General features: G+C 71.1%; 24 protein-coding genes and 2 pseudogenes. 16 read left to right on the forward strand and 10 right to left on the reverse strand.

Annotation, left to right across the window (positions count from 1 at the left end; all coding sequences use genetic code 11):
• Positions 1–7 precede the first annotated feature (7 nt).
• Both PUR71_RS04050 and PUR71_RS04055 read left to right on the forward strand, forming a co-directional pair.
• Positions 8–1,354, forward strand: a complete 1,347-nt coding sequence (locus PUR71_RS04050; protein ID WP_329924919.1) for a carotenoid oxygenase family protein — start codon at positions 8–10, stop codon at positions 1,352–1,354.
• Positions 1,355–1,425: 71 nt separating this feature from the next.
• The gene (locus tag PUR71_RS04055) at positions 1,426–2,022 is read left to right on the forward strand and encodes an SRPBCC family protein (RefSeq protein ID WP_329924920.1); all 597 of its coding nucleotides are present in this window, start codon (positions 1,426–1,428) and stop codon (positions 2,020–2,022) included.
• A 311-nt stretch (positions 2,023–2,333) separates the two neighbouring features.
• On the opposite strand, the gene cynR is transcribed toward PUR71_RS04055, so the two are convergent.
• The gene (cynR, locus tag PUR71_RS04060; RefSeq protein WP_329924921.1) at positions 2,334–3,239 is read right to left on the reverse strand and encodes a transcriptional regulator CynR; all 906 of its coding nucleotides are present in this window, start codon (positions 3,237–3,239) and stop codon (positions 2,334–2,336) included.
• Positions 3,240–3,364: 125 nt separating this feature from the next.
• Here cynR and PUR71_RS04065 point away from each other — a divergent pair, with 125 nt between their 5' ends.
• From PUR71_RS04065 to PUR71_RS04100, 8 genes and pseudogenes are all read left to right on the forward strand, one after another.
• Positions 3,365–3,952 (forward strand): carbonic anhydrase, encoded by a 588-nt coding sequence (locus PUR71_RS04065; RefSeq protein ID WP_329924922.1) that lies wholly within the window; start codon positions 3,365–3,367, stop codon positions 3,950–3,952.
• A gap of 56 nt (positions 3,953–4,008) precedes the next feature.
• Positions 4,009–4,479 carry a cyanase gene (cynS, locus tag PUR71_RS04070; protein ID WP_329924923.1) on the forward strand — a complete coding sequence of 157 codons (471 nt, stop codon included), beginning with the start codon at positions 4,009–4,011 and terminating at the stop codon, positions 4,477–4,479.
• Positions 4,480–4,608: 129 nt separating this feature from the next.
• Positions 4,609–5,130, forward strand: a complete 522-nt coding sequence (locus PUR71_RS04075; protein WP_329924924.1) for a nucleoside deaminase — start codon at positions 4,609–4,611, stop codon at positions 5,128–5,130.
• Positions 5,123–5,530, forward strand: coding sequence for an NUDIX hydrolase (locus PUR71_RS04080; protein WP_329924925.1), 408 nt, complete (start codon positions 5,123–5,125; stop codon positions 5,528–5,530). Before PUR71_RS04075 ends, PUR71_RS04080 begins: the two co-directional genes overlap by 8 nt.
• A 145-nt stretch (positions 5,531–5,675) precedes the next feature.
• Positions 5,676–5,774 (forward strand): annotated as a pseudogene (locus PUR71_RS04085) (mycothiol transferase); the annotation flags it as partial.
• A gap of 531 nt (positions 5,775–6,305) precedes the next feature.
• A complete protein-coding gene (locus PUR71_RS04090) occupies positions 6,306–7,493 on the forward strand; it encodes a hypothetical protein (protein WP_329924926.1) in 1,188 nt (395 codons plus the stop codon).
• Positions 7,494–7,851: 358 nt separating this feature from the next.
• Positions 7,852–8,181 (forward strand): replication-relaxation family protein, encoded by a 330-nt coding sequence (locus PUR71_RS04095; RefSeq protein ID WP_443077340.1) that lies wholly within the window; start codon positions 7,852–7,854, stop codon positions 8,179–8,181.
• Positions 8,136–8,318 (forward strand): hypothetical protein, encoded by a 183-nt coding sequence (locus PUR71_RS04100; protein WP_443077341.1) that lies wholly within the window; start codon positions 8,136–8,138, stop codon positions 8,316–8,318. Before PUR71_RS04095 ends, PUR71_RS04100 begins: the two co-directional genes overlap by 46 nt.
• Positions 8,319–8,379: 61 nt before the next feature.
• Here the strand turns inward: PUR71_RS04100 and PUR71_RS04105 are convergent, their stop codons facing one another.
• Entirely contained in the window at positions 8,380–8,772 is a 393-nt protein-coding gene (locus PUR71_RS04105) for an ASCH domain-containing protein (RefSeq protein ID WP_443077348.1), read from the reverse strand.
• A gap of 195 nt (positions 8,773–8,967) precedes the next feature.
• Here PUR71_RS04105 and PUR71_RS04110 point away from each other — a divergent pair, with 195 nt between their 5' ends.
• Complete coding sequence (locus PUR71_RS04110) at positions 8,968–10,149, forward strand: hypothetical protein (protein WP_329924927.1); 1,182 nt, start codon at positions 8,968–8,970, stop codon at positions 10,147–10,149.
• A 710-nt stretch (positions 10,150–10,859) separates the two neighbouring features.
• Here PUR71_RS04110 and PUR71_RS04115 read toward each other — a convergent pair.
• Positions 10,860–11,339, reverse strand: coding sequence for a hypothetical protein (locus PUR71_RS04115; RefSeq protein ID WP_329924928.1), 480 nt, complete (start codon positions 11,337–11,339; stop codon positions 10,860–10,862).
• A gap of 121 nt (positions 11,340–11,460) precedes the next feature.
• Between PUR71_RS04115 and PUR71_RS04120 the strand changes: the two genes are divergently transcribed.
• Both PUR71_RS04120 and PUR71_RS04125 read left to right on the forward strand, forming a co-directional pair.
• On the forward strand, positions 11,461–12,483 hold the full coding sequence (locus tag PUR71_RS04120; RefSeq protein ID WP_329924929.1) for a hypothetical protein: 1,023 nt from the start codon (positions 11,461–11,463) through the stop codon (positions 12,481–12,483).
• A 43-nt stretch (positions 12,484–12,526) separates the two neighbouring features.
• Positions 12,527–12,790, forward strand: a pseudogene (locus tag PUR71_RS04125) (IS630 family transposase); the annotation flags it as partial.
• A 334-nt stretch (positions 12,791–13,124) separates the two neighbouring features.
• Here PUR71_RS04125 and PUR71_RS04130 read toward each other — a convergent pair.
• Entirely contained in the window at positions 13,125–13,487 is a 363-nt protein-coding gene (locus PUR71_RS04130) for a peptidoglycan-binding domain-containing protein (RefSeq protein ID WP_329924930.1), read from the reverse strand.
• Between the two features lie 411 nt (positions 13,488–13,898).
• Here PUR71_RS04130 and PUR71_RS04135 point away from each other — a divergent pair, with 411 nt between their 5' ends.
• The 3 genes from PUR71_RS04135 to PUR71_RS04145 all read left to right on the forward strand — a co-directional run bounded on the left by PUR71_RS04135 (position 13,899) and on the right by PUR71_RS04145 (position 19,167).
• A complete protein-coding gene (locus PUR71_RS04135; protein ID WP_329924931.1) occupies positions 13,899–15,680 on the forward strand; it encodes an RNA-guided endonuclease TnpB family protein in 1,782 nt (593 codons plus the stop codon).
• 324 nt (positions 15,681–16,004) lie between these two features.
• The gene (locus PUR71_RS04140; protein WP_329924932.1) at positions 16,005–16,382 is read left to right on the forward strand and encodes a VOC family protein; all 378 of its coding nucleotides are present in this window, start codon (positions 16,005–16,007) and stop codon (positions 16,380–16,382) included.
• Between the two features lie 295 nt (positions 16,383–16,677).
• Positions 16,678–19,167, forward strand: coding sequence for a pectinesterase family protein (locus PUR71_RS04145; RefSeq protein ID WP_329924933.1), 2,490 nt, complete (start codon positions 16,678–16,680; stop codon positions 19,165–19,167).
• Here PUR71_RS04145 and PUR71_RS04150 read toward each other — a convergent pair.
• The 6 genes from PUR71_RS04150 to PUR71_RS04175 form a co-directional block, all read right to left on the reverse strand.
• A complete protein-coding gene (locus PUR71_RS04150) occupies positions 19,152–19,313 on the reverse strand; it encodes a hypothetical protein (protein WP_329924934.1) in 162 nt (53 codons plus the stop codon). The two genes, PUR71_RS04145 and PUR71_RS04150, sit on opposite strands and share 16 nt — an antisense overlap.
• Positions 19,314–19,420: 107 nt before the next feature.
• Entirely contained in the window at positions 19,421–20,557 is a 1,137-nt protein-coding gene (locus PUR71_RS04155) for an LLM class flavin-dependent oxidoreductase (RefSeq protein WP_329924935.1), read from the reverse strand.
• A 21-nt stretch (positions 20,558–20,578) separates the two neighbouring features.
• Positions 20,579–21,586: an ABC transporter substrate-binding protein gene (locus PUR71_RS04160; RefSeq protein ID WP_329924936.1), complete on the reverse strand. Its 1,008-nt coding sequence runs from the start codon at positions 21,584–21,586 to the stop codon at positions 20,579–20,581.
• A 26-nt stretch (positions 21,587–21,612) separates the two neighbouring features.
• Positions 21,613–22,344: an ABC transporter ATP-binding protein gene (locus PUR71_RS04165; protein WP_329924937.1), complete on the reverse strand. Its 732-nt coding sequence runs from the start codon at positions 22,342–22,344 to the stop codon at positions 21,613–21,615.
• Positions 22,317–23,168 carry an ABC transporter permease gene (locus PUR71_RS04170; protein ID WP_329924938.1) on the reverse strand — a complete coding sequence of 284 codons (852 nt, stop codon included), beginning with the start codon at positions 23,166–23,168 and terminating at the stop codon, positions 22,317–22,319. Before PUR71_RS04170 ends, PUR71_RS04165 begins: the two co-directional genes overlap by 28 nt.
• Before the next feature lie 350 nt (positions 23,169–23,518).
• Positions 23,519–24,112: a helix-turn-helix domain-containing protein gene (locus tag PUR71_RS04175; RefSeq protein WP_329924939.1), complete on the reverse strand. Its 594-nt coding sequence runs from the start codon at positions 24,110–24,112 to the stop codon at positions 23,519–23,521.
• Between the last annotated feature and the right edge of the window lie 120 nt (positions 24,113–24,232).

Below are 24,232 nucleotides of genomic sequence, written 5' to 3' on the forward strand. Positions count from 1 at the left end.
ACCGACCGTGATCGACAAGCCTTTCCTGACCGGCCACTACACCCCGGTCGCCGACGAGCTGACCGCCACCGAGCTGACCGTCGAGGGCACCCTGCCGCCCGAACTGACCGGTCGTCTGGTCCGCAACAGCCACAACCCGAAGCCCGGCGTCACCCCCACCCACTGGTTCAAGGGCAGCGGGATGGTGCACGGCGTCCGGCTGCGCGAGGGCCGCGCCGAGTGGTACCGCAACCGCTGGGTGCGCACCCCCGCGCTGGACGGCGCCCCGTACATGACCGAGAACGGCCCGGACCTGACCGCCTCCACCGCCGGCACCCACGTGATCGAGCACGGCGGCCGACTGCTGGCCCTGTGCGAGGCCAACTTCCCCTTCGAACTCACCAAGGACCTGGAGACGGTCGGCCCGTTCGACTTCGACGGCAAGCTGCGCAGCGCGATGACCGCGCACCCCAAGAGCGACCCGCTCACCGGCGAGCTGCACTTCTTCGGCTCCTCGCCCTTCCCGCCGTTCCTGGTGTACCACGTCGCGCACGCCGACGGGCACATCACCCACAGCGCCGAGATCCCCGGCGCCACCGCCTCCCTGAAGCACGACTTCGCCGTCACCCGCAACCACGTGGTCTTCGTCGAGGGCACCGTCACCTTCGACCCCGCCGAGCACTCCGGCATCCCGTACTCCTGGCAGGACGCACAACCCGCCCGGATCGGCGTCATGCCGCGCGGGCCGCAGGGCGCCGCCGCCGTCCGCTGGTTCCCGATCGAGCCGGGAAACATGCTGCACGTCGCCAACGCCTACGAGGACGCCGACGGCCGCATCGTCCTGGAGGGCCCGACCGTCGACCGCGAGGGCTTCCAGCTGTCGTGGAACTGGTGGGTCGGCGCCCCCGGCCGCGGCAGCGAGCCCAACACCCGCTCCTACAACCGCCGGTGGATCGTCGACCTGGCCGCCGGCCGGGTGCAGGAGCTCGTGATCGACGACCTGCCCATCGAGTTCCCCACGCTCAACGAGGACTACCTCGGCCTGGAGAACCGCTACCAGTACGCGATCTCCTTCCCCGATCAGGACGGCTTCGGCGGCTACGGCATCGTCAAGTACGACCGCAGCACCGGGGAGCGGCGCATCCACCAGGCCGGCGACGCCCGGCTGCCCAGCGAGGCGGTGTTCGTGCCCGCGGCCGGCGGCACCCGGGAGGACGACGGCTACCTCCTGACCGTGGTCTCCGACCTCAAGCAGGACGCCTCCCACCTGCTCGTCCTGGACGCCGCCGGCCTCGACCGGATCGCCACCGTCCACCTCCCGCGACGGGTGACCGCCGGCATCCACGGCTCCTGGATCCCCGACGGCACCCTGTGACGAACACCGGGACGGCCACCGCCCCGGGGACGCGCCCAGCAGACCCACACCTCCCACGAAAGAGCACAGACTTGCGCACGCTCACCACAGCCCAAACCGCGGCCGTCACCGCGGCCGTCACCGGGGCACTCCTGCTGACCACCTCCGCCTCCGCCTCCGCCCTCACCACGGACCGCCCCACCGCGACGGCCGAGACGAGCGCGAAGCACCCGGGCGACGTGCAGATAGACCAGCAGGCCCCCGTCATCACCCGCACCGAGATCCTCATCCACGCCCCGCTGCGCACCATCTGGAACATCCAGACCGACGTCGGGAACTGGCCCGCCTGGCAGCCGAACGTCGAGAGCATGACCAAGGAAACCCCCGGCCGTCTGCGCCCCGGCTCGGTGTTCCGCTGGAGCACCGAAGGCCTCGACATCACCTCCACCGTCAAGCAGGTCGTCCCCGGCAAGCGCCTCGTCTGGGGCGGTCCCGCCCAGGGCATCACCGCCGTCCACGTCTGGACCTTCACCCCCACCCGCGACGGCGTCCTCGTCCACACCGAGGAGTCCTGGACCGGCGAGCCGGTCACGGCCAACCAGGCCGTGCTCCAGGCGGCCCTCGACAACTCCCTCCACCACTGGGTCACCAACCTCAAGCACGAGGCCGAGGCACAGGCCCACCGCTGACCCACCAGCCCCTTCCTCGGCCCGGACCGGCAGCCGCCCGGTCCGGGCCGAGGCCGCCGTTCCGGCTCGGCCGGTTCCCCGCCGGGGCGGCCGGCGGTGAGACGATGGAGGAGCGGCTACCGTGCCACCGGCCATCGCGCCTCGGAGCGAGGGATGATCATGGTCAAGGGAAGGCGGAGGCCGGCGGTGGACGGGACAACCCCGCCGTCGGCGTGTGGCGGAGTCGCCCGCTGGGTGAGCTGACATTGCGCTGCCGCTACGCGGCGGTGGTGAGGTCGGCAAGGTGGGGTGAGGGGGCTGCTGCCTGCCCATCAGGCGGGGGTGTAGCCGCGGTTGTGGATGTGGTCGTGGGTGAGGTGGGTGAAGGCGCGGGCGGCGGCGCTCTGGTAGGCGTTTTCGCGCTGGAGGAGGGCGACGGTGCGGGCGGGGAGGGCGGGTTCGAGGGGGATGGGGGTGAGGTGGGGGTGGTCGTGGGTGATGGCGTCAGGCAGGACGGTGGCCAGGGTGGTGCGCTGGACGATTTCGGTCAGGGCCTGGATGGAGTTGGCTTCCACCGCGATGCGCGGCTGCACCTTGTGGGTGGTGAAGTAGGCGTCGATGTGGATTCTAGTGGCGAAGTCACCGCTCAATAGGGCGAGTTGGCGTTCGGCGAGGGTCCGTACGGGCAGTGGTTCCCGTTCGCCCGCGTCGGGCCGGTCGGCGCCGGTGACGAGGCTGAGGGTCTCGGTGAACAGGGCGGTGGCGGTGATGCCGGGCAGGTGGGGACCGTGGAAGGCGATGCCGAGGTCGAGGTCGTCGGCCAGCAGGCCGGCTTCGATGCGGTCCTGGGTCATTTCCCTGATGTCCAGGGTGATGCCGGGGTGGCGGGTGTGGAGTTCGGCGGCGAGGGGGCCGATGAGGTAGGCGGTGAAGGTGGGGGTGAGGGCGAGGCGGAGGTGGCCGCGGGAGAGGTCGGCGACGTCCAGGACGGCGCGTTCGGCCGCCGCCAGGTCACGCAGGGCCCGGCGGGCGTAGTGCACGTAGGTCTCACCGGCGTCGGTGAGGCGTACGGTGCGGCCGGTGCGGTCCAGTAGCTGGGCGCCGACGGTGCGCTCGAGCTGCTTGATCTGCTGGGAGAGGGTGGGCTGGGAGATACGCAGGTCCTCGGCGGCGCGGGTGAAGTTCGCGTGCTCGGCGACCGCGAGCAGGTACCGCAGGTGACGGAGTTCCAAAGCCATACCCGCAACTATAGATGGCATCGATTATTGGCATCGGTATTGAGTCTTGGACGCTATAGGTGCTGGACGGGCATGGTGGATCTCGTCAGCCCCACGGGGGCCGGCAGCCACCGAAGGGAGTGACCATGCACAACCTCACCGAGGGCGTCGCGCGTTTCAGGCGGGATGTCTTCCCGGCCAAGGCGGAGCTCTTCGCGCGCCTGGCGACCACGCACCGGCCGACGACGCTGTTCATCAGCTGTTCCGACGCCCGTGTGGTGCCCGAGCTGATCACCGGCTCCGAGCCGGGCGAGCTGTTCGTCATCCGCACCGCCGGAAACCTGGTGCCCGCCTACTCGCCCGGCATCGACGGCATCGCGGCCAGCATCGAGTACGCGGTCGCCGCCCTGGGCGTCAGCGACATCGTCATCTGCGGCCACTCCGCCTGCGGCGCGATGACCGCCCTGGCCGACAGCCACGACATGGGCGCCCTGCCGACGACCGCCGACTGGCTGCGCCACGCGGATGCCGCACGGGCCCGCACCACCACGGCCGGGGTCGACGCACTCGTACGCGGCAACGTCCGCGCCCAGCTGGCGAACCTGGTCACCCACCCGTCGGTGGCCCGCGCCCTGGCACAGGGCACGGTCACACTGCACGGCTGGTGCTACGACATCGGCAGCGGCACCGTCGAGGAACTCGACGTCGTGAACCCCTTCGCCACCGCAGCCTGACCCCTTTCCCACCGATTTCCCCCCAGCTTCACCCTTCTCGAAAGGAAACCCTTCTCATGGTGCACGCCCAGTTCGACAACACCGCCCGTCAGGCCCTGGCCGTCAAGGCCGTCGACGCCAAGGTGCGCAAGGACCTCACCTGGCAGCAGATCGCCGACGCCGCGGGCCTGTCGGTCGCCTTCGTCACCGCCGCCGTCCTCGGCCAGCACCCGCTGCCGGAGCAGTCCGCCAAGGCGGTCACCGAACTGCTGGGTCTGGACGCCGACGACGCGATGGTGCTTCAGACCGTCCCGATGCGCGGCTCCATCCCCGGCGGCATCCCCACCGACCCGACGATCTACCGCTTCTACGAGATGCTCCAGGTCTACGGCACCACGCTCAAGGCCCTGGTCCACGAGCAGCTCGGGGACGGCATCATCTCCGCGATCAACTTCAAGCTCGACTTCAAGACGGTCGAAGACCCCGAGGGCGGCAAGCGCGCCGTCATCACCCTGGACGGCAAGTACCTGCCGACCAAGCCCTTCTGATCCGGCCGCTCCGGAAACCAGCCCCGGGGGCGGGCCCACGGCGACGGCGCCGCCGGCCCGCCCCAGCCCCCTTCATCTCCGCCTCGCCCCAGCGGGCGGCCGCGTCCGCCCTCCCCGGGAGGAATCCTCATGGACTTCGAACAGCGCACCATCGACATCGCCCGCAAGAACGTCGAAGAGGGCGGCCGCCCGTTCGCGACCGTCATCGTCAAGGACGGCGAGATCCTCGCCGAGTCCCCGAACCTGGTCGCGCAGACCAGCGACCCGACCGCGCACGCCGAGATCCTCGCCATCCGCGACGCCTGCACAAAGCTGGGCACCGAACACCTCACCGGCACCACCATCTACGTGCTGGCCCACCCCTGCCCGATGTGCCTGGGCTCGCTGTACTACTGCTCACCGGACGAGGTCGTCTTCCTCACCACCCGCGATGCCTACGAACCGCACTACGTCGACGACCGCAAGTACTTCGAACTCGACACCTTCTACGGTGAGTTCGCCAAGGACTACACCGAGCGCCGCCTGCCCATGCGCTACGAGGAGCGCGACGCCGCGGTGGACGTGTACAGGTTGTGGCAGGAACGCAACGGCGGCGAGCGGCACGTGGCCGGCGCCCCCACCGCCTCCTCCGCAAGCAGCCACGATGCCTGACGTGATCGAGAAGGTGGCATGGATCCGGCTGGACGAGGGCCGGCTGCTGGCCACCCGCACCCGCGGCCGCGAGGTCTTCTACCTGCCCGGCGGCAAGCCGGAACCCGGCGAAACCCATGAACAGGCCCTCGTCCGAGAGATCGCCGAGGAACTCGGCGTCACCCTGGACGCGGCCGCCCTCACACCCCTGCTGCTCGTGGAAGCCCCCGCCGACGGCAAACCGGCGGGCACGGTGGTGCGCACCTTCTGCTACGCCGCCGACGGCGCGGGTGAGCCCGCGCCCTGCAGCGAGATCGCCGAGATCGCCTACCTCACCCACGGCGACCACCCGCGCGCCAGCCCCGCCGCCCGGGAGGTCCTGGACCGACTGGCCGCCACCGGCGAACTCCGGCGTCGGTAGCCAGCCTCCGGAGCACTCCTGAAAGATCTACTGGTGAGGTCGCGTATTCAACTGTCGCCAGTTCCTCTGCTGTCCAGCCGGATGGTGACCGTAGGTGGTCACCGACGCTTTCTGGCTCCTGGTTCATTCCGGGTTCGGACAAGCGCTGCGTTACGTCTTCACCCACATGATCGAGGAGTACGCGCGTCACAACGGCCATGCCGACCTGCTGCGCGAAGCGATCGACGGAGTCGTCGGCGAGTAGGAGGAGCCGAGCAAAACGTAGAGCGTCCGGGGCGGCGGACGTCCCTGTGGCAAGCCTCGAGACGCAGGGCCCGGGCACTACGCAGCAAGCAGCCGCGAGATGAAGACAGCAGTGCGGAGAACGGTCAGAAGAGCTGTGGCAGAAGCAGACCGAACGAATACGAACGGCCATGGCCTATGCCGTACGTCAGCGCAGTCACGAACGCCGCCGGGTCAGTCCCGGAGGAGCGGCCGCTACGGTGACTGCCTGTCACGTCCCCGGCGGCGGACAGCTGGAATGCGCACAGCGGTGGTGAGGCGGTATCTCCGCGTGCGAGGCGGGTAGGGGGGCGGGGACGGGTGCCGGAGCGGGGAGGAATCGGTGGTGTCCGAACAGCACAGGGCGGTGGCGAGATACACCTGGCGCGGCCCGAGCTCGGCGGTGCCGAAGTGTCTTGTGTACTGGGTCGAGGGCGAGCCGATGCCCGACGGTGCCCGCAGCCAGGAGCCCTGGCGGTCCATTCGTGACTGCAGGGCGGACAGCGTCCGGGTGATGACGACACCGGAGGAGGTGGACGCCTGGCGTGACGCCGCCGTCGCCTACATCGCAGAGACGGAGGCTGCGGCCGACGAGCTGTGGCAGGCCATGGCACGGTGGGCACCTCGGCGGCGGCTGGCACGGACCCTGCCCGGGGCCGGCGCGCGAAGGGCGCGCCGTCGGCGCAGCGCCGAGGAGGCGTACGCGACCCGGATGGCGGCTGCCGCCGCGGCCTACCGGCCGGTGCTGGAGCAGATCGAAGCGCGGACAGCCATCGTGCGGGAGGAGGAGCGCGTGGCCCGCGAGCGGGCTGCGGCCCGCGAGAAGGCCGACCGGGCCGTCCGGTACGCCGTGTTCCAGGAGTGGAAGAAGCGACAGGCCGCCGCAGCGCAGGCCGCCGATCTGCGGCTCTTGGCCTGGGAGTTCGATGCGGACGTCCTCCGCGTGATGGTGCACGACGTCGCCAGCCACACACAATCTCCGTTAAATGCCCTGGAGTTGGCGAAGATCCTGGTCGTCCTCCATGGTCGCGGGTGCAGCCGGGTGGCCTGGGAGCCGGCGGCCCGCCGCCGCGTGGAGGAGACTGCGGGCGCCGGAACCTTCCCGGGCTGGTGGCGGGATCTGCTGTGCGCAACGGTGAACGCCCGGGCGCGGCACGCTGCGGAGCAGGAGATCGTCGCCACGGCTGAGCGCGTCGGAGGGGCCCTTCTCGCGGCCGGGAATCCCGGCATGGAGACCTACAGCGCGGGCTCCTCGGAGTTCGTGACCGGGTGGCCGGTGGTCCTCGACTGGCCGGAGCGCCTCCCGCCACTGGCCGTCACCCCTCCACCGCTTCCGTGGGCGGACCCGGCGGATCGTTGGCGGCTCCGGTCGTACGGCGGCCGGCCATCCGACCGCAGTACCCTGACGCTCACAGTGGGCGGTTGGCCGCCCGATTCGGTGCGGTTCGCCGAACTCGGAACCGAGACCGTCTACCAAAGCTTCACCCGGCAACGGTGGCGTACTGTCGCACCCGCGTTGTTCGCCCGCATCCTGCTGGATGACACGATGGCCCATCGCGGCCCCGGGTATCCGAAGGAGTTCACCCTCCGCATCGCCGAACACGCCGACCCCCGCCAGTTCGTACCGTTCGTATCAGCACTCGCCGGGACGGTGATCACCGCGCTATTGGACGTCGCCTGCCGCAACGACACCCCGTTATGACGTGAGGTACCGGTACCAGGGGTGACCCTCGCACTCCGGACTGTCATCCAGTAAGGTCCGGTCGGCTCCGTCCCCGGCCTCCTTGGGACGGGCCCCGGTCGCCTACCGGGCCCGCCGGTGTTCCGGCGCGGCCGGGGTGGCTGGGGTGCTGGGCGAGGGCGGCGTGCAGCGTCGCGCCGGCCTCCCCATGCCTCGGCGTGCACGACGGGCTCCGGCTCCTCCCCGCGCCCGACGCCACCATCGACGAAGTCCGGCCAAGCCCAGGGGCGTGGGGTTCAGCCGGGGATGAGGCCGTCGTCGCTGAGCATCTGACGCACCAACAGGCCAAGTCCTTCTCGCCGCAGTCCCGTTCGCCGTCGTGCGCACCCGCCTCACCTTCCTCGCCGACGCCCGGCGCCGGGGCGATGCCTACGGGCCGTTCGACTTCATCCCGGGGATCACCCACCGCTTCGCCGAGGGCCGCGAGGGCACGGTGCGCCCCGAAGGCCTGCTCTACTACACCCGCACGACCGCGGACGGCGCCCAGGTCACCAAGCTGGCGTTCGTCGAGGTCGACCCCGGCACCATGGGCGGGCCCCGGCTGGCCGCCAAGCTCAACGCCTACGCCCGCTACTGGGCCACCACACCGAGCCCGGCTGCGCGGTGCGGGCGGCGCTGGCCGACGGCACCCTGGCGCAGCGCCGGATAGACAGCTACCTCAAGCTCCAGCGCGAGAGCGAGTGGATCGCCTCGCGCACGGACGCCCGGGTGGCCAAGGCGCGGCTGCAGAAGTGGAAGACGATCACCAAGTCGATGCGGGCCGCGGGAGGTCCGGTGAAGCACTGACCGAGGAGTGGCCGGAGGCAGGCCTCCGTCGGCCGGCCTCCACCGGGTCCGCCCGCCCGGCTCAGCGGAGGTCGGCCTCCAGGCGGAAGCGCTGCAGGACCACCGGGGTGCCGTCGTCCACGGTGAAACCCGAGTCGTCGAGGGCGGCGAGCATCTCCGGGCTGCACCAGAAACGCTCGTGCGTCGCACGCCACTCCCCCTCGCCCTCGTCCAGGGCGTGCTGCAGGTCGACCTCGGCGCGCGGGACCACACGGATGTCCGTGGTCTCGATCACCGCGACCCGGCGGCCGTCCGAGTCGAGGACGGCGGCCCGCTCGCCGGGCTGCGGCAGGGGTTCGCGCTCGTGCTCGTAGTCGGCGACCGGCCCGGTGGTGCTGGTCTTGGCGCCGCTGAGGACGGCCGCGACCACCCGGTCGCGCAGCGGGCCGGGGAACGCGAACTCCGCCGGGGGCAGGGCGACGACCCGCGGGTCGTCCGGGCCGGTGCAGCGGTGGTCGGCGGGCTTCTCGCTGATGGGGCGAGCGTAGCCACGGGCCCGCCGGAGGGCCCCCACTTTTCGGGTGGTGCGATTGGCCGTCCTCGACGCGCACACCCCGTTGCTCAGTGTGATGATCCGCTTACGAATGGTCGATTCTCCTGGGAGATGGACGTGAAGAGGCGTTTCACCGCTACGGCCTTCCTGCTCGCCCTGCTGGCGAGCATCTCGGCGACGGGCACGGCCCGGGCAGTCCCCGTCACGCCACCCGTGGCCTCCGACTGCTCGCATGACGTCACCGACGCGTTCAACACCTGGCTGGCTACGGTGCCCGACGGGGCGACCATCCGCCTGGCGCGCAACGGCTGTTACCTGACCAACGGCTCGATCACCTTCACCCAGCGGAGGAACATCACCATCGAGGGCAACGGCGCGACCGTCAAGGCCACTGTCGACGCGCCCGTGAGTACCAACCGCGCGCGGCTCTGGTTCGACCGCGGGGGCGGCTTCGTCGTCCGTGATCTGACCCTTCAGGGCACGAACCTCTCCGAGCACTGCGCGGTGGTCGCCCAACCCTCCTGTTACGACTCGGCCCGGGAGCACGACGCCGGGGTCAAGATCGGGGGTACCGACGGCGTTCTGCTCGAACGGCTGCACATCGAGAACACCTGGGGCGACGCCGTGGAGCTCTTCTCCGGCGGAACGTGGGACGGGCAGGGCAACGGAGCCGTGGCGCCGCGCGATGTCACCGTGCGCGACTCCACCGTGCACACGACCGGTCGGCACGCGTTCTCGTGCGACAACTGCCACAACTACGTGATCGAGCACAACGACGTGAGCAACGTCGGGTACTGGATGACCGACGTGGAGATCGAGGGCGCGGTGTGGACCGGGGACGTGACGCTCGTCCGGAACACCTACCGCGATGTCTACCTCGGGCTGCTGGCTGCGGCGAGCGACTACGGCGTGAAGCCCGGTCCGTTCATCCTCCGGGACAACGTCCAGACCAGTGACCCCGTCACCTGTTACCCCCCGGTCTACATCGCTCCGCCGACCAATGAATACGGTCCGGCGCGGGTCACCGGGAACTCCCTGAGATCGTTCGGCACCACGATCGCGCTCGGCAACGTCTCCCGGGCCGATGTCTCCGGCAACACCACCACCATCCAAGCCGGCGGGTGCGGTTTCGCCGCCGGGGTCGAACTCGTCGACGTGCCGAGCGGCGAGGTCGTCCACAACACGTTCATCGGCGCGGATGCCGTCGTGCAGAACTACTCGTCAACGGTCACCGTGTGCGGCAACCGTACGACGGCGACGGGCCCGTACGACAAGCCGGTGCCCTGCGGCAAGGTGTAGACGGGTCCGCGGAGGGTGGCGCCGTGGCGGGGGCCCGGGAAGGAGCCGGTGACCGGCCGGTCCGCCCGCGTGCCGGTGGCCGTTCCCTGACCGGCCGGTGCCGGTCGCCCCCTCGGCCGGCACCGGCCGCGCCCCCGGGAGAGCTTCTTTCCGGGGTGGCCCGACAGGTACTTCGTGACCGTGCGGCGGTTCAGCACGGTCTCTTTCGCGATCTGCCGCAGGCTCATCGCCCCGGAGTCGTGAAGCGCGCGGTACCGCCTCAACTCCAGCCAGCGATGCGGGTCCGACGCCACCGTCAACCGCCCCTCTGTCACCCGTACCGACAGCAGCAGGCTCACGGACAACGGTCAGTCACCGCATTAACTTTGGCGCACAGTCACCCGTACCAGGTGGTACACGTTGACTCGTACGCCGGCGATCGAGGGCACTCCAGCCTCATAGACCCGATTGCCAACGTCTACGCAGGGTGACCATGTCGCCGGGTTCAGCGCCCCCGATTGCTCACGGAACACCGACACGAGTAGTGCGCATTGGGAGCGGATTCGCGGGTTTTCGCAGGACCCAGCGCTCATCGAAGCGTGGACCCTACACGGCTGCTCCGGGCCGCCGGGGCACGGGCCCCGCGTTTCGGACCACCTCTCGCCCCCAACGACCACCGCCGCCGATGACGCCCGATCAGCCGCCGTGACGGCCCCGCCCGCCCGGGAGTCTCAGCGGGTTTCGACGGCGGTCATCCCGAACAGCACCAGCCCGGCGGACCACGCGTCCTCCAGCCTCCGGGCGAAGACCGCCTCCCGATCCAGGTAGGGCCAGGTCAGCACGTCGGCGGGCCAGGTCCCGGGCGGCACCACCATCACCAGCACACCTCCCCGCTCTTCGGCCGCCGCCAGCCACCCCGGCGAGAGCACAAGCGGCGCCTGCGGCTCCCAGACCCGCAGGCCCCCGACGAGTACCAGCCGCCTCATGAACCCGCCACCGACCTCGACGACCCCACTCGAGCCCGGCGGCTCACCCGAGGCGACGACGAACCCGCTGTCCACCGCGGCCTCCGCCAGGTCGGCATGGAGCCCGGCGCCGACCTCCACGATCAACTCCGCGAACGGCGGACCGTCCACCGCCTCGCGCACCGCCAGCACCCACACCACCGGCGCCTGGCGCCGGCCCCGGTCCCGGTCCCGCTCCTCAGCCACACCCCTTCAACGAGCCACCCGCACCGACCGCGCACGCATCACCCGATCAGCCGCCCTCCGAGACCACCCGACCGCACTTTGGACAAGCCCGGCCGCCGGCCCGGCCGTAGAGTCCGAAGACATGGCCAGCACGCCGTCCCCCTTCGACGCCATCGCCGACGAGCTCTACACCCTCCCCCCGCAGGACTTCGTCGGCGCCCGCAACGAGCACGCCGACAACCTCAAGAAGACCGACCCGCAACTCGCCAAGCGCATCCGCGCACTGCGCCGCCCCACCCTGGCCGCGTGGGCCGCCAACCTCCTCGCCCACCGCCACCGCGACCTGGTCCAGCAACTGCTGGACCTCGGACAGGCCCTGCGCGACGCCCAGGAACACCTCGCCGGCGAGCAGCTGCGCACCCTCGCCGAGCAGCGCCGCCACCTGGTGCGGGCCCTCACCGGGCAAGCCGAGCAGGACGCGACGGCCACCGGCCACCCGCTCGGCGCGGACGCGGTCGCCGACCTCGACCGCACGCTGGGCGCCGCGCTCGCCGACCCGGACGCCGCCCGCGCCCTGGCCGAAGGCCGGCTCACCACCGCACTGGAGCCGCCCCTGTGGCCCGGCGCCGCCCCGGGCACACCGGCCTCCGGGCACCCCGGCGTCCCCGTCGCGGCCGAAACCGGCCACGGTACGAGCGCGCCCGTCGGCCGGGCCCGGCCGACCGCACAACGCCGGGCAGCACCCGGCCCCGAAAGGACTCCCCACCGGGAGGAGCCGCCCACCGACCAGGCCGAGACTGAGGCCGAGCGGCAGCGTCTTCGCGAGCAGGAACGGGCCGTGCAGATGGTGGCCGAAGCCGAGCAGGCCGAGCGGGAGGCCGCCGCACGCGCCGCCGGTGCCCAGCAGGCGCTGCGCGACGCCGAGTCGGACCGGCAGCGGGCACACGACGACGCCGAACACGCCCGGACCGCGCTCGCCGCGGCACGAGAACGCGAAGCCCACACCCAGAAGAAGCTCACCCAGACCGCGAAACGCGTGCGGGCCGCCGAGCTCGCCGCACGCACCGCCCAAGATCAGGCCGTCCAGGCCCGCAGGACCGTACACGACGCCGCCGAACGGCTGCGCCGCCTGGACCCCGGCCGACGTGACGGTCACGTCGGCTGAGCCCACGACTTCAACGCCGATGACTTCGAGGCGCTCCACCTGAAGGACAAAGGCGGCCGAGCGCGGCCTGCCGTTCTCGACGTGGAGCCTGGCCAAGCTGGCCGACTTCCTGGTCGCCGAGGGGGTGATCGACGACATCAGCCACGAGGGCCTTCGGGTCCTGCTCCGCGAGGAGGGCGTCTCCTTTCAACACGTGAAGACCTGGGAGCCCTCCCGCGACCCTGACTACGCCGCCAAGAAGGCCCGCGTCGAACACCTCTATGCGATCGCCGACGGCGAGGTCATACCCGAGGACGGCGAGCTCGAGGACGACGAGCAGCGCCTCCGCCGGGGCTGCTCTCGAACATGTTGTTACCCGCGTATGAAGAGCGTTGGCAGCCCCGAGGTGTTCGCCGGGATCGGGCAGCTGCTCAAGGCGGTTCAGGCCGGGGGTGTCGACCCGCGCCTGCTGTCCGTGATCCACTTGCGCGTCACCCAGATCACCAGCTGTGCCCCGTGCGCGTACTCGGGGGACATGTTCAACCGGATCAACCACACGGCCCGGGAGCAGGCCGGCAAGGCCTGGTGAGGCAGGACCGCAGAAGGTCGGGGGCAGGGCATCCGCTGATGACCTGCCCCCGGTTCAGTTGCTAACGGCTACCTCAGCAGGTGGGGTAGCCGTTCTGGGCGGTCCAGTAGTCCAGCGCCGCCCAGGTCTGCGGGCCGACCTCGCCGTCCACCTGGAGGTTCTTCATACACTGCTGGAAGGTGATGACGGAGTTGTAGGTGGCCTGGCCGAACACCCCGTCGATGACGAGCTGGGTGCGGCCGTTGGGGTTGAGCGAGTAGTTCAGCTCGCACTGGAGTGCCTTGACGGCATCGCCGGTGGCGCCGGCCTTCAGCAGCGGCTCGTTGTTGCTCCAGCCGGAACAGCGCGACGCCTCGGCGCTCGCGGTGCCGGCGGCGGCGACGGTGCCGCCGAGGAGCATGGCTGCGGTGGCCAGCCCGATGATGATTTTGCGCATTGAAGGTTCCCTCCCGTTGGCCGCGCCTTACTCGTCAGCGCGGCGTGTGCCTCGAACCTAGCCACCAAGTGGGCCGCCAAAGGTGTCCAATTGAGCGCCACATTATTGGTCCACTTTGGGCGCCCGGGCTCGCTCACCCGGGGAGGCGGGAGCCCAGGACGTCGATCTCGCAGCCGGCGCGGACGGGCCGTAGCCGTGCTTGGCCAGCCGGCGGACGGCGATCGGGCCGCGGGAGGACCACCAGGCGCGGATCGCCTCGACTTCGGCACGACGTAGCCGCTGCCGATTTCGGCATATGCAGGAAGAGCCCATACGCGTGATTACCGATTGGCTCACCAAATTCCCCACCTTCTACAGTACGGAACGATTCGATCACCTGAGGTAACGGAAGCGTGTGGGGAGGAAACGTTCATGCCCGGAACGCAGGTGCTGCGTGCGTACCGGTTCGCCCTGGACCCCTCCGATGCCCAGCGTGCCGCCCTGTCCCGCTATGCCGGGGCCTGCCGGTGGGCCTACAACTACGCACTCGCCAAGAAGACCCGATCCCACCAGGCCTGGGCGGATCGTCGGGCCGCTTACCTCGACGCGGGGCTGAGCGAAGCCGAGGCGAAGGAGCGGATCAAAGCCGACGGCGCCGAACTCACCGACCGGATCAAGGTGTGGGACCACCACCGCAAGAGCCTCGCACTCACCGTCACCGGCATGCCGCCGCTGCCCGCGATGCAGCCCCCGGCCGGTCAGGAGGCCCTCGCCCGCCGGCTGGACGCCGTGCGCGCGGACGCCACCGGTACCAGTCGTGGACGCGAGCTGCTGGCCGAAGCGCGCGCAACGGTGAACGCGCTCAAGGCCGAGGCGTTCAGCGCCGGGTTCCGCACGCCGACCGCCATCGACACCAGCGCGCTGTGGCGCATGGAGCGGGACCGGCCCAGGGAGGAGGGCGGCAGCCCCTGGTGGACCGAGGTCAACGTGTACTGCTTCACCGCCGGCTTCGACCGCGCGCAGGTCGCCTGGAGGTACTGGCAGGACTCGCTCGCCGGCCGCCGCGCCGGCCGCCGCCACGGATACCCCCGGTTCAAGAAGAAGGGCCACGCCGAATCGTTCGCCCTCTTCCACGACGTGAAGCGGCCGATCATCCGCCTGGAGGGCTACCGGCGCCTGGTGATGCCAGGCCTGGGCAGCATCCGCATCCACGACAGCGGCAAGCGCCTGGCCCGACTCGTGGAGAGCGGCCAGGCCGTCGTCCAGTCCGTGACGGTCACCCGCGGCGGCCACCGCTGGTACGCCTCCGTGCTGGCGAAGGTGCAGCAGGACGTTCCCGTCCTGTGGGAGCACGTCGACGCCGACGGCACCCGCACCCCGTACCTGAGCCGCGCCCAGGCCGGGAAGGCCGCCGAGAACGGCGGACGCGTCGAGCAGACCGGACGCCCCACCGCTCGCCAGCGCGCCGGCGGCCTCGTCGGCGTCGACCTCGGCTCCCGCTACCTGGCCGCCCTGTCCAGCCCTCTCGATCCGGCTGACCCCGCCACGGACCTCGTGCCCCACCCGCGCCTGCTCGCCGACAGCCTGGCCAAGCTCGCCAGGGCCCAGCGCGCGCTGTCCCGTTGCCAACCGGGATCAGCGCGGTGGAGGAAGGCCGCTGCCCAAGTCGCCCGCCTCCACCAGCAGATCACGGTGCGACGCGCCTCGTTCCTGCACGGCCTGTCCAAGAAGCTCGCCACCGGCTTCACACACGTCGCCATCGAAGACCTCGACCTCACCGCTCTCACCACCTCGGCCAAGGGCCCCCGGGCCAAGTCGGGCAGGAACGTTAAGGCCAAGGCCCGCTTCAACCGTCATCTCCTGGATGCCGGCCTGGGCGGCCTGCGCAAGAAGCTCGAATACAAAACCGCCTGGTACGGCTCGCAGCTCGTCGTCCTCGACGACGGCGAGCCTGTCGCCGGCACCTGCGCGAAGTGCAAGGAGCGAAACCCAAGCTCCGACCCCTCGCGCAGCAGGTTCCACTGCCCCTCGTGCGGTGCGGTCGTACACCGGCACGAGAACAGCACCGCGAACATCGTTGACGCGGCGCGAAGGCAGCTCACGACGGTCGCCTCCGATAGGGGGGAGACCCGAAACGCTCGCCGAGCCCCTGTCAGTCCCGGAGCCCGCAAGGGCCCCAGACAAGGGGCGTTGAAACGAGAAGACACCGGCTGACGCCGGTGCCACCCCCGGGGAGCGACCCCCGGGCGTCCCAGACAACCAACGCGACAGGGCAGCGCCGAAGGCCCCGGGCCATCCAGCCGCCGCCCCCTACGCGCCTGGGACGATCCGTGTTCTGGCAGATCGACAGCCACCCCACGGTGCTTCGGACGAGTGCGTCCCTCTCACTCCACGTGGGAGACCGTCGGCGTGCACATGCACGCCTGGGTGAGCCCATCCAGGAGGCGTGGCGGGTACGTGACCAACATGCACGCGCTATCACTGTGTGCCTGATACTCCACGTAGATCGTGATCAGGCCTCGTGAGATGCTGCCCGGCGTGATCGCGAAGCTGCAGTGTGTCGTGTTGGACTGTGCCGATGTTGCTGAGCTGTCCCGGTTCTACCAGTCGCTTCTCGGCGGCGTGGTGAACCAGCCGGATCCTCGGTGGTCGCTCGGCGAAGGCTGGGCGACTCTCCATACGGATGCTGGGTTCGTGCTGGCCTTCCAGCGCGTGGAGAACCATCAGCCGCCGCAATGGCTGGACTCCGCCCGCCCCCAGCAATTCCACCTCGACCTCGGGGTCGAGGACCTGGACCAGGCCCAGGAAGGCGTGCTCGAGCGGGGCGCCACGCTGCTCGACGATGGCGACGGAAAGCGGAGTTGGCGCATATTCGCCGACCCCGCAGGACACCCCTTCTGCCTGGTCCGGGACTGACCGGAGACATCGAACGGGTGCGGCCACCGTTGACGGTCTCCTGGTCCTGGACGAAGCGCAGCACCGGCGGCGCGGGCCGGGCCCGGGGGCCTGGCGGCGCGGGCCACAGCAGCGGCTACCGGCGCTGACCCGGCCAGGCAGATCAGCGGTGGGAGCACCGGAAGCCCCCAGGACTCCCCTGCCCACCGCACCTGCCGCGTTGGATGCCCGGCAACCTTTTCGTCGGCGGTGACCACTGAAGGTCGACCAGGTGCCGCCCCGAGCGGTGCCGCCTCGATCGGAGGGGAGCGACCTCGTGGCAGATCAGAACCGCCGCAGGCACCGTCGTGGATGGACGGCCCGTCGCGTGCTCGCCGTGGCCGGGGCCCTGGCCGTCGTCGGCGCCGCCGTCCCGGTGGTCGCCGACGCGGCCCTGAGCCACAGCGCCAGGACGCTCACTGTGGCCGCCGACGGCAGCGGCCGCTACCGGACGGTGCAGGCCGCGATCGACGCCGCCGCGCCGGGGGACATCGTCAGCATCGCCGGGGGCACGTACCACGAAGTGGTCAAGGTGCCGTCCGACAAGACCGGACTGACCGTCAAGGGCGCCACTGGCAATCCTGAGGACGTCGTCATCTCCTACGGCAACGCCAGCGGGACGGCGGCGCCGGGCGGCGGCAAGCTCGGCACCATGGGCAGCGCCACGGCCAGCTTCGCGGCCGCCGGGACGACGGTCTCGGATCTCACCGTCATCAACACGTTCGACAGGGCGGCCAACCGGTCCGCCGAGGGTACCCAGGCCGTCGCCGTGGCTGCCGAGGGAGACCGCCAGGTGTACCGCAACGACCGCATCATCGGTCGACAGGACACCGTTCTCACGTGGTCTCCCAAGGCCACGGCGCAGACCCGGCAGTACTTCGTCGACGACTACATCGCGGGCGACGTGGACTTCATCTTCGGGAACGCGACCGCTGTGTTCGACCACGCCACCATCGACGCCGTCGACGACGGTGCGGCCGCCGGCGGAGTGAACGGATTCCTCACCGCGGCCAATACCGAGGCCTCGCACAAGTACGGGCTGCTCATCACCGACAGCACGGTGCGCAGCACGGCGAAGGATGGTACGTACTTCCTCGGCCGGCCCTGGCACCCCACCGCCTCCGGTGTGGCCCAGGTGGTGGTCCGCAACACCCGGCTGCCCGCCGCGGTCAAAACGGGTACGCCGTGGACGGACATGGGTGGCTTCTCCTGGAAGTCGGCTCGGTTCGCCTCGTACGGCAACACCCGCGCGGGCGTCGCCGTCAGCGACGGGCCGCAGCTGGCGGATGGTCAGGCCGCTGACTTCACCGCTCGAAAGTACCTGGCGGGCACCGACGGCTGGGATCCGGTCGGGGCCGGCTCGTCCGGTACCGGTGTCGGCCCTTCGGGCTCGTCGGGCTCTTCGGGCGCGGTCGCGACCGGCGACACGCGTAACGTCAGGGAGCCTGTCGTGCCGACCGCCGTCTGCGCGACCGTCACCTCCGACCTGGCGATGCCGGGGCGGACGGCAGACGCGGCCGAGGAGAGCGCTCCACCGGACACGGCGCGCCTTCAGAAGGCACTGGACGGCTGCGCCCGGAGCGGCTCCGCTCCGGTCGCCGTCCGGCTCAAGGGTGCCGATGCCACCCGGACGGCCTTCCTCACCGGGGCGCTGACCGTCCATCAGGGAGAGGTGCTGGTGCTCGACAGCAACGTCACCCTCTACGGCTCCCGCAATCCGAGCGACTACCAGGTCAGCGGCAAGCCCACCTGTGGCACCCTTTCCTCGTCCAGCGGCGGCTGCAGGCCGCTGATCACCGTGGCCGGGGCCGACGCGGGCATCGAGGCGGTGCGTGCCGGCGACGGAAGCCAGGGCCGGATCGACGGCCGCGGCGACCAGAGCATCCTGGGCACCGGCACCAGCTGGTGGCAGCTGGCCACCGAGGCGCAGAAGGCCGGCAAGAACCAGAACAACCCCCGGCTGATCCAGGCCGACGACTCCGACAACTTCACGCTGTACCACGTCGACCTGCTCAACTCGACGAACTTCCACGTCGTCTACAACGGCGGCAACGGTTTCACCGCGTGGGGCGTGCGGATCAAGACGCCGGCGACGGCTCGGAACACGGACGGCATCGACCCGGCCGGCGCCACCAACGTGACCATCACCGACTCGTTCATCATGGACGGCGACGACGGCATCGCGATCAAGGCAGGGAGCCGGGCCAGCAGCAACATCACGGTGTCGGGCAACCATTTCTACGGCACCCACGGCATCTCGATCGGCAGCGAGACCACCAGCGGCGTCAGCAACGTCCTGTTCCGCGACAACACCCTCACCGGCACCGACAGCCTGGGCAACACCAGTGGCAGCAGCACCGGGATCCGGATCAAAAGCTCGCCGGCCAACGGGGGCAAGGTCAGCGACGTCAGCTACCTCGACACCTGCCTCGACACGGTCCGTGCCCCGCTGGTCTTCGACACCCACTACTCCTCGGGCAGCGGCTCCGGTGTCCCGTTGTTCACCGGCATCGTCGTCAACGGTGTCACCGCGACGCACTCGCCCAGCGGCGCCGAGTCCACTTTTGTCGGACTGGACTCGGCCCACCCGCTCGGCCTCACCCTGCGGAACGTCAACCTGGACGTCACCGCCAACACCGCCTCCTACGCGACCGTCGGCGCCGCCGACAGCAACCTGCACCTCTCCGGCACCGGCGTGTCCGTCACCGCGGTCACCGGCTCGGGCTCCGCGCCCCGCTGCACCTTCCCCGCCTACCCGGCGATCTGAGAGGACGTGCTGAACCTCCTGCCGGTGCCGGTGCTGCCGGGCGGGACCCAGTACACGCTCAGCTGGACGGCATCAGGGGGACGGCGCACGTGCTGGAGGGCCACGAGGTCCGCCTGGTGTCGCGGCGCGGCAACGAGCTCGGTCACCGCCTTCCCCGGCTGCCGCCGGCGCTGGCCAGAGTGGTCCGCGCGGCGAGGGTGGTCTTGCCATCAGGGTGGTCCTCCATGGTGAACCGTTGCTGAAGGGAGAGAGGTCAGCGGGCACTCGGCGGGGGCGCGACGAGGCCGCGGGCCTGGAGCACGGGGCGAACGCCCTCGCCGAACCAGTAGGCCTCTTCCAGATGCGGGTAGCCGGAGAGCACGAAGTGGTCGATGCCGAGGGCGTGGTACTCCTCGATCCGGTCGGCCACCTCCTCGTGGCTGCCGACCAGGGCGGTGCCGGCGCCGCCGCGGACCAGACCGACGCCGGCCCAGAGGTTGGGGTGGATCTCCAGCCCGTCGCGGGAGCCCCGGTGCAGCGCGAGCATCCGCTGCTGGCCGACCGACTCGCTGCGGCCGAGCAACTGCTGCGCCCGCTGCACCTCGGTGTCGTCGAGGTCCTCCAGCAGCCGCTCGGCCTCCCGCCAGGCCTGCCGGGAGGAGTCGCGGGAGATGGTGTGCAGCCGAACACCGAAGCGGATGTCGCGGCCCTCCGCCTCGGCCAGTCCCCGGATCCAGTCGATCTTCTCCTTGACCTGCACGGGGGGCTCGCCCCAGGTCAGGTAGACGTCGGCGTGCCGGGCGGCGACCGGTCCGGCGGCGGCCGAGGAGCCGCCGAAGAAAATCGGGACGGCCGGCGCCGGCGGGACGGGCACCTGAGCGCCGGTCACCCGGTAGTGGGTGCCGTCGAAGTCGTACGGCACGCCCGACCACGCGCCGCGCACCACGCTGAGGAACTCGTCGGTGCGGGCGTAGCGGCTGTCGTGGTCCAGGTGGTCGCCGAACCGGGCCTGCTCGGCGGTGTCGCCGCCGGTCACCACGTTGAGCAGCAGACGGCCGTGGGTGGCCCGCTGGTAGGTGGCGGCCATCTGGGCGGCGAGGGTGGGTGAGATCAGGCCCGGCCGGAAAGCCACCAGGAACTTGAGGTGTTCGGTCTCATGGGCCAGGAACGCCGTGGTGAGCCAGGCGTCCTCGCACCAGGTGCCGGTCGGGGTGAGCACGGCCTCGAAGCCGAGCCGGTCGGCCGCCTTGGCGATCTGCGCGAGGTACTCGATCTCGGGGCGGCGGACGGCCGCGGCGGCGCGGCCCGCGGCGGCCGGGGGGTGGGTGGTGTTGGCGGCGTAGGCGTGCCGGTCGACCAGGCCGCGGCCGTCGCCGCCGGTCGGCAGGAACCAGTGGAGGTGGACGTTCATCGGTTTCGGGCTCCGGGGTGGTCAGTTGGCGGGTGCGGTCGTGGTGGCGGACGGGGGCAGGTCGGCGTTGAACCGGCGGTCGGTGAAGTCGGCGAAGGTGAAGGAGGAGGGGATCAGCTTCTGTGCGGCGAAGGTGTCGACGATCCGCTGCTCGGAGCGGACGGCGTCGTCGTCCAGCGCGACCCCGAACGAGGTCGACTGGGTCCGGCGCACCGATACCAGCGCGACCTCGTACGGGATGCCCGCTTCCTTGGCCCACACCTGCGCCCACTGCTCCTGGTGCGTGGCCGCCCAGCGCCAGGCCGCGCGCACCCGCCGCAGGTAGTCGCCGACCAGCTCGCTGCGGGCCGGGTCGGCCAGCGCCCCGTCGGAGGCGACGGTGAAGGCCAACCCGGCGGAGACCGGCTCGCCGGTCGCCAGAATGTGCCCGCCGGCCTGCTCGGCGATCGCGGTGTACGGGTCCCACACGGCCCAGGCGTCGACCTTACCGGCGGTGAACGCGGCCAGCGCGTCGGCCGGTTGGAGGTAGCTCAGGTGCACGTCGGCGGGGCCGAGCCCGGCCTTGAGGAGCAGTGCCACCAGGGTGTTGTGCGCGGAGCTGCCCTGGGCGACGGCGATCGTCCTGCCCTTGAGGGCGGCGACGTCCGTCAGCGCGGAGCCCTTCGGTACCAGCACCGCGTCCCCGGCCTCCGAGGACCGCAGCGCACCGACGACCTTCACCGGCCGGTGCGCCGAACCGGCGAAGACCGGAGGGGTGTTGCCCACCGCGCCGATGTCCACCGAGCCGGCCCCGATCGCCTCCACCATCGGCGGCCCGGAGCTGAAGGAGGACCAACTGATGTGGTACGGGAGACTTTTGGACTGACCGGAGGCGTCCAGCAAGGCCTGGGAAGCGCCGCCCTTCTGGTCCCCCACCCGCAGGGTACGGGCCGGCGAGCTCGATGCGGAGGAGCCGCAGGAGGTCAGTGCGGCGATCAGGGCGGGGGTGAGGACGACCGCTGCGAGGGCGCGCCGGAGAGGGCGGGACATGGCTGTTGCGGCTTTCTGTCGTGACATCAGGAAGAGCTGACACCGAGGCGGTCGAGCAGTGACCGGCGCAGCGCGATGACGGCGGGGTCCGCTGCTCCGCGCGGCCTGGGGAGGTCGACCGGCTCGTCGTGGACGATCGCCCCGGCCCGCATCACCAGCACCCGGTCGGCGAGCAGTGCGGCCTCCTCGACATCGTGGGTGACCAGCAGGACCGCGCACCGGCGGCGCTCCCAGACCTCGCCGACCAGGCGCTGCGCCGTGAGCCGGGTGAGGGCGTCCAGGGCGCCGAACGGCTCGTCCAGCAGGAGAAGTTCGGGTTCGCGGACCAGTGCGCGGGCGAGTGAGGCCCGCTGCGCCTCGCCGCCGGAGAGGGTTCTGGGCCAGGCGTCCGCCCGGTGCCGGAGGCCCACCTCGGTGAGGACCCGCTCGGCGAGCGCCCGGTCGGGCCGGCCGGGCAGGCCCAGGACCACGTTGCGCCAGACCTTCTTCCACGGCATCAGCCGCGGCGTCTGGAAGGCCACCGCCCGGCGGCGGGGAACCCGTACCTCGCCGTCGATGTCGTGGTCGAGGCCGGCCAGGATCCGCAGCAGGGTGCTCTTGCCGCAGCCGCTCGCTCCCAGCAGCACGGTGAACTGGCCTGGTTCCAGGCGCAGATCGAGTCCGTCGAGGAGGGGCTCGGGCCCGAACGAGCGGCGCAGGCCGCGGACCAGGACGGCGGGGGCGGTGGGGCTCAGGTCCCGCTGAACGTCGGTCGCCATGACAGCAGAGTCCTTTCCAGGGTGCGGACGAGGAGGTCGGCGGTCAGGCCGAGCAGGGCGTAGACGAGGAGGCAGAGCACGATCACGTCGGTCTGGAAGAACTCCCTGGCCTGGTTCATCAGGAAGCCGATGCCGTTGTCGGCGTTGATGGTCTCGCCGAAGACCAGGGCCAGCCACGAGACGGTGAGGGCGTACCGCAGACCGGTCATCAGTCCGGGCAGCGCGCCCGGCAGGACGATGTGCCGGATCTGCTGACGTCGGGTCAGGCCGAGCGACCCGCCGGCCTCGATCAGGGCCTCGTCCACACTGCGGATGCCGGCGTAGACGTTCAGGTAGAGGTTGAAGCCGACGCCCAGCGCGATCAGCACCACCTTCGGCGCCTCGCCGATGCCCACCCAGATGATGAGCAGCGGGATCAGCCCGATGAAGGGGACGGTGCGCAGCATCTGCACGGTCGGATCCACCAGGTCCTCGCCGAGCCGGGAGAGCCCGGAGACCAGGGCGAGCCCGATCCCGACCAGACCGCCGAGGGCCAGTCCGCAGAGCACGCGCTGCAGCGAGACCGCCATGGCGGAGGGCAGGGTGCCGTCGGCGACCATGTCAACGGCCTTGCCCAGGACGGTTCCTGGCGTCGCCAGGGTCTGGGCGGAGAGGATTCCGGTGGCGCCCAGCAGTTGCCAGAGGGCCAGCAGAAGGATCGGGACGGTCGATCGCCGCACCCAGCGGGGCGGTGGCCGGCGGCGGCCGCGGCCTGTGGTGACGGTGACGAGTTCGGGAGCAGCCACGGCGCTGGCTGGGGACGGGACTTCGGCTTCGACGGGCATGGTGGCGTCTCCTCGGGCATGGTGGGGCCCGGGTGCGGGAAGGGTGTGACGGCGGACGCCAGGGGCCCGGGTGCGACGGCAGGTCGGGTCGCGGGCGGGCAGCCGTTGGCGGGGCCGGGAGTTGGGGAAGGGTGCTGCTACCGCGCGCGGACGGGCTGCGGAACGCGCGGGCCCGTCAGGCGCGGAGGGGTGCGCTCAGCAGGAGCGACAGGCGGCGGAACAGACCCGCAGGAGGTCGATGTGACCTCGGGTCGTCAGGGTGAGGGAGTGCTGCCGCATGCCGGGGAAGTTAGCCGGACTCCGCGGCCGTCGTCAACGGCGCTGTCCGCATGCTGAGCCGGGAAGCGGGTTCAGGGCCGGGCCCCTGACGAGGTGACGAGCAGCGTCCGGGCCTCGCTGCCGCCGGCCGGGCGGCAGCGGTGCGGGATCTCCCCGGGGTGGTGTGCGCTCTGGCCGGCGCGCAGCGACAGCGGCTCCTCGCCCCGGAGTTCGAGGACGACCTCGCCTTCGAGGACGTAGAGGAAGTCCTCGCCCGGATGCTCGAACCACCCGCGCTCGGGCTCGCCGGGGACGAAGGTGTGCCGGTAGGCCTCCATCACGGCGCTCTGGCCGCCGGGAATCAGCACCACCGCCGTCTGGCCGCCGTCGTCGGCGACCCGGACGGTCTGCGGGTCGGGCTCGTGCGCGATCGGACCGTGGCCGGACCGGGGGCGAAGCAGGGCGCCGGGCGGGCAGTCCAGGGACTCGGCGATCCGGTAGATCGAGCTCAAGCTCGGCGTGGCGAGGCCGCGTTCCAGCTGGCTGAGGAAGGGCTGGGAGAGCCCGGCGGAGGCGGCCAGCTCGACCATCGGGATGCCCAGGGCCCGTCGGCGGCGCCTGATCGCGGCGCCGACGGCCACCGCCTCGGGCGAGGTGCCTGTGTCGTGGGGGTCGGGAGCTGCCATACCCGCCAGTATCGCAGCGTCTCCGCGGCGCCCCGGAAAGGTTTCATACCGCCGCAACGCTCCGGCAAGGTTCCGACGGGAATATTGACGTCATCAATATTCCCGACCGTCCCGGAGAGA

Origin of the sequence: Streptomyces sp. SP17BM10 (assembly GCF_036322405.1) — a bacterium.
Taxonomy (GTDB): domain Bacteria; phylum Actinomycetota; class Actinomycetes; order Streptomycetales; family Streptomycetaceae; genus Kitasatospora.

Excerpts from the sequence above, each read along its gene's own strand:
- cynR (WP_329924921.1), bottom strand. The coding sequence starts at position 3,239 with ATGGCTTTGGAACTCCGTCACCTGCGGTACCTGCTCGCGGTCGCCGAG.
- PUR71_RS04065 (WP_329924922.1), top strand. The coding sequence starts at position 3,365 with ATGCACAACCTCACCGAGGGCGTCGCGCGTTTCAGGCGGGATGTCTTC.
- cynS (WP_329924923.1), top strand. The coding sequence starts at position 4,009 with ATGGTGCACGCCCAGTTCGACAACACCGCCCGTCAGGCCCTGGCCGTC.
- PUR71_RS04075 (WP_329924924.1), top strand. The coding sequence starts at position 4,609 with ATGGACTTCGAACAGCGCACCATCGACATCGCCCGCAAGAACGTCGAA.
- PUR71_RS04080 (WP_329924925.1), top strand. The coding sequence starts at position 5,123 with ATGCCTGACGTGATCGAGAAGGTGGCATGGATCCGGCTGGACGAGGGC.
- PUR71_RS04090 (WP_329924926.1), top strand. The coding sequence starts at position 6,306 with ATGACGACACCGGAGGAGGTGGACGCCTGGCGTGACGCCGCCGTCGCC.
- PUR71_RS04120 (WP_329924929.1), top strand. The coding sequence starts at position 11,461 with ATGGCCAGCACGCCGTCCCCCTTCGACGCCATCGCCGACGAGCTCTAC.
- PUR71_RS04130 (WP_329924930.1), bottom strand. The coding sequence starts at position 13,487 with ATGCGCAAAATCATCATCGGGCTGGCCACCGCAGCCATGCTCCTCGGC.
- PUR71_RS04135 (WP_329924931.1), top strand. The coding sequence starts at position 13,899 with ATGCCCGGAACGCAGGTGCTGCGTGCGTACCGGTTCGCCCTGGACCCC.
- PUR71_RS04155 (WP_329924935.1), bottom strand. The coding sequence starts at position 20,557 with ATGAACGTCCACCTCCACTGGTTCCTGCCGACCGGCGGCGACGGCCGC.
- PUR71_RS04160 (WP_329924936.1), bottom strand. The coding sequence starts at position 21,586 with ATGTCCCGCCCTCTCCGGCGCGCCCTCGCAGCGGTCGTCCTCACCCCC.
- PUR71_RS04165 (WP_329924937.1), bottom strand. The coding sequence starts at position 22,344 with ATGGCGACCGACGTTCAGCGGGACCTGAGCCCCACCGCCCCCGCCGTC.
- PUR71_RS04170 (WP_329924938.1), bottom strand. The coding sequence starts at position 23,168 with ATGCCCGTCGAAGCCGAAGTCCCGTCCCCAGCCAGCGCCGTGGCTGCT.
- PUR71_RS04175 (WP_329924939.1), bottom strand. The coding sequence starts at position 24,112 with ATGGCAGCTCCCGACCCCCACGACACAGGCACCTCGCCCGAGGCGGTG.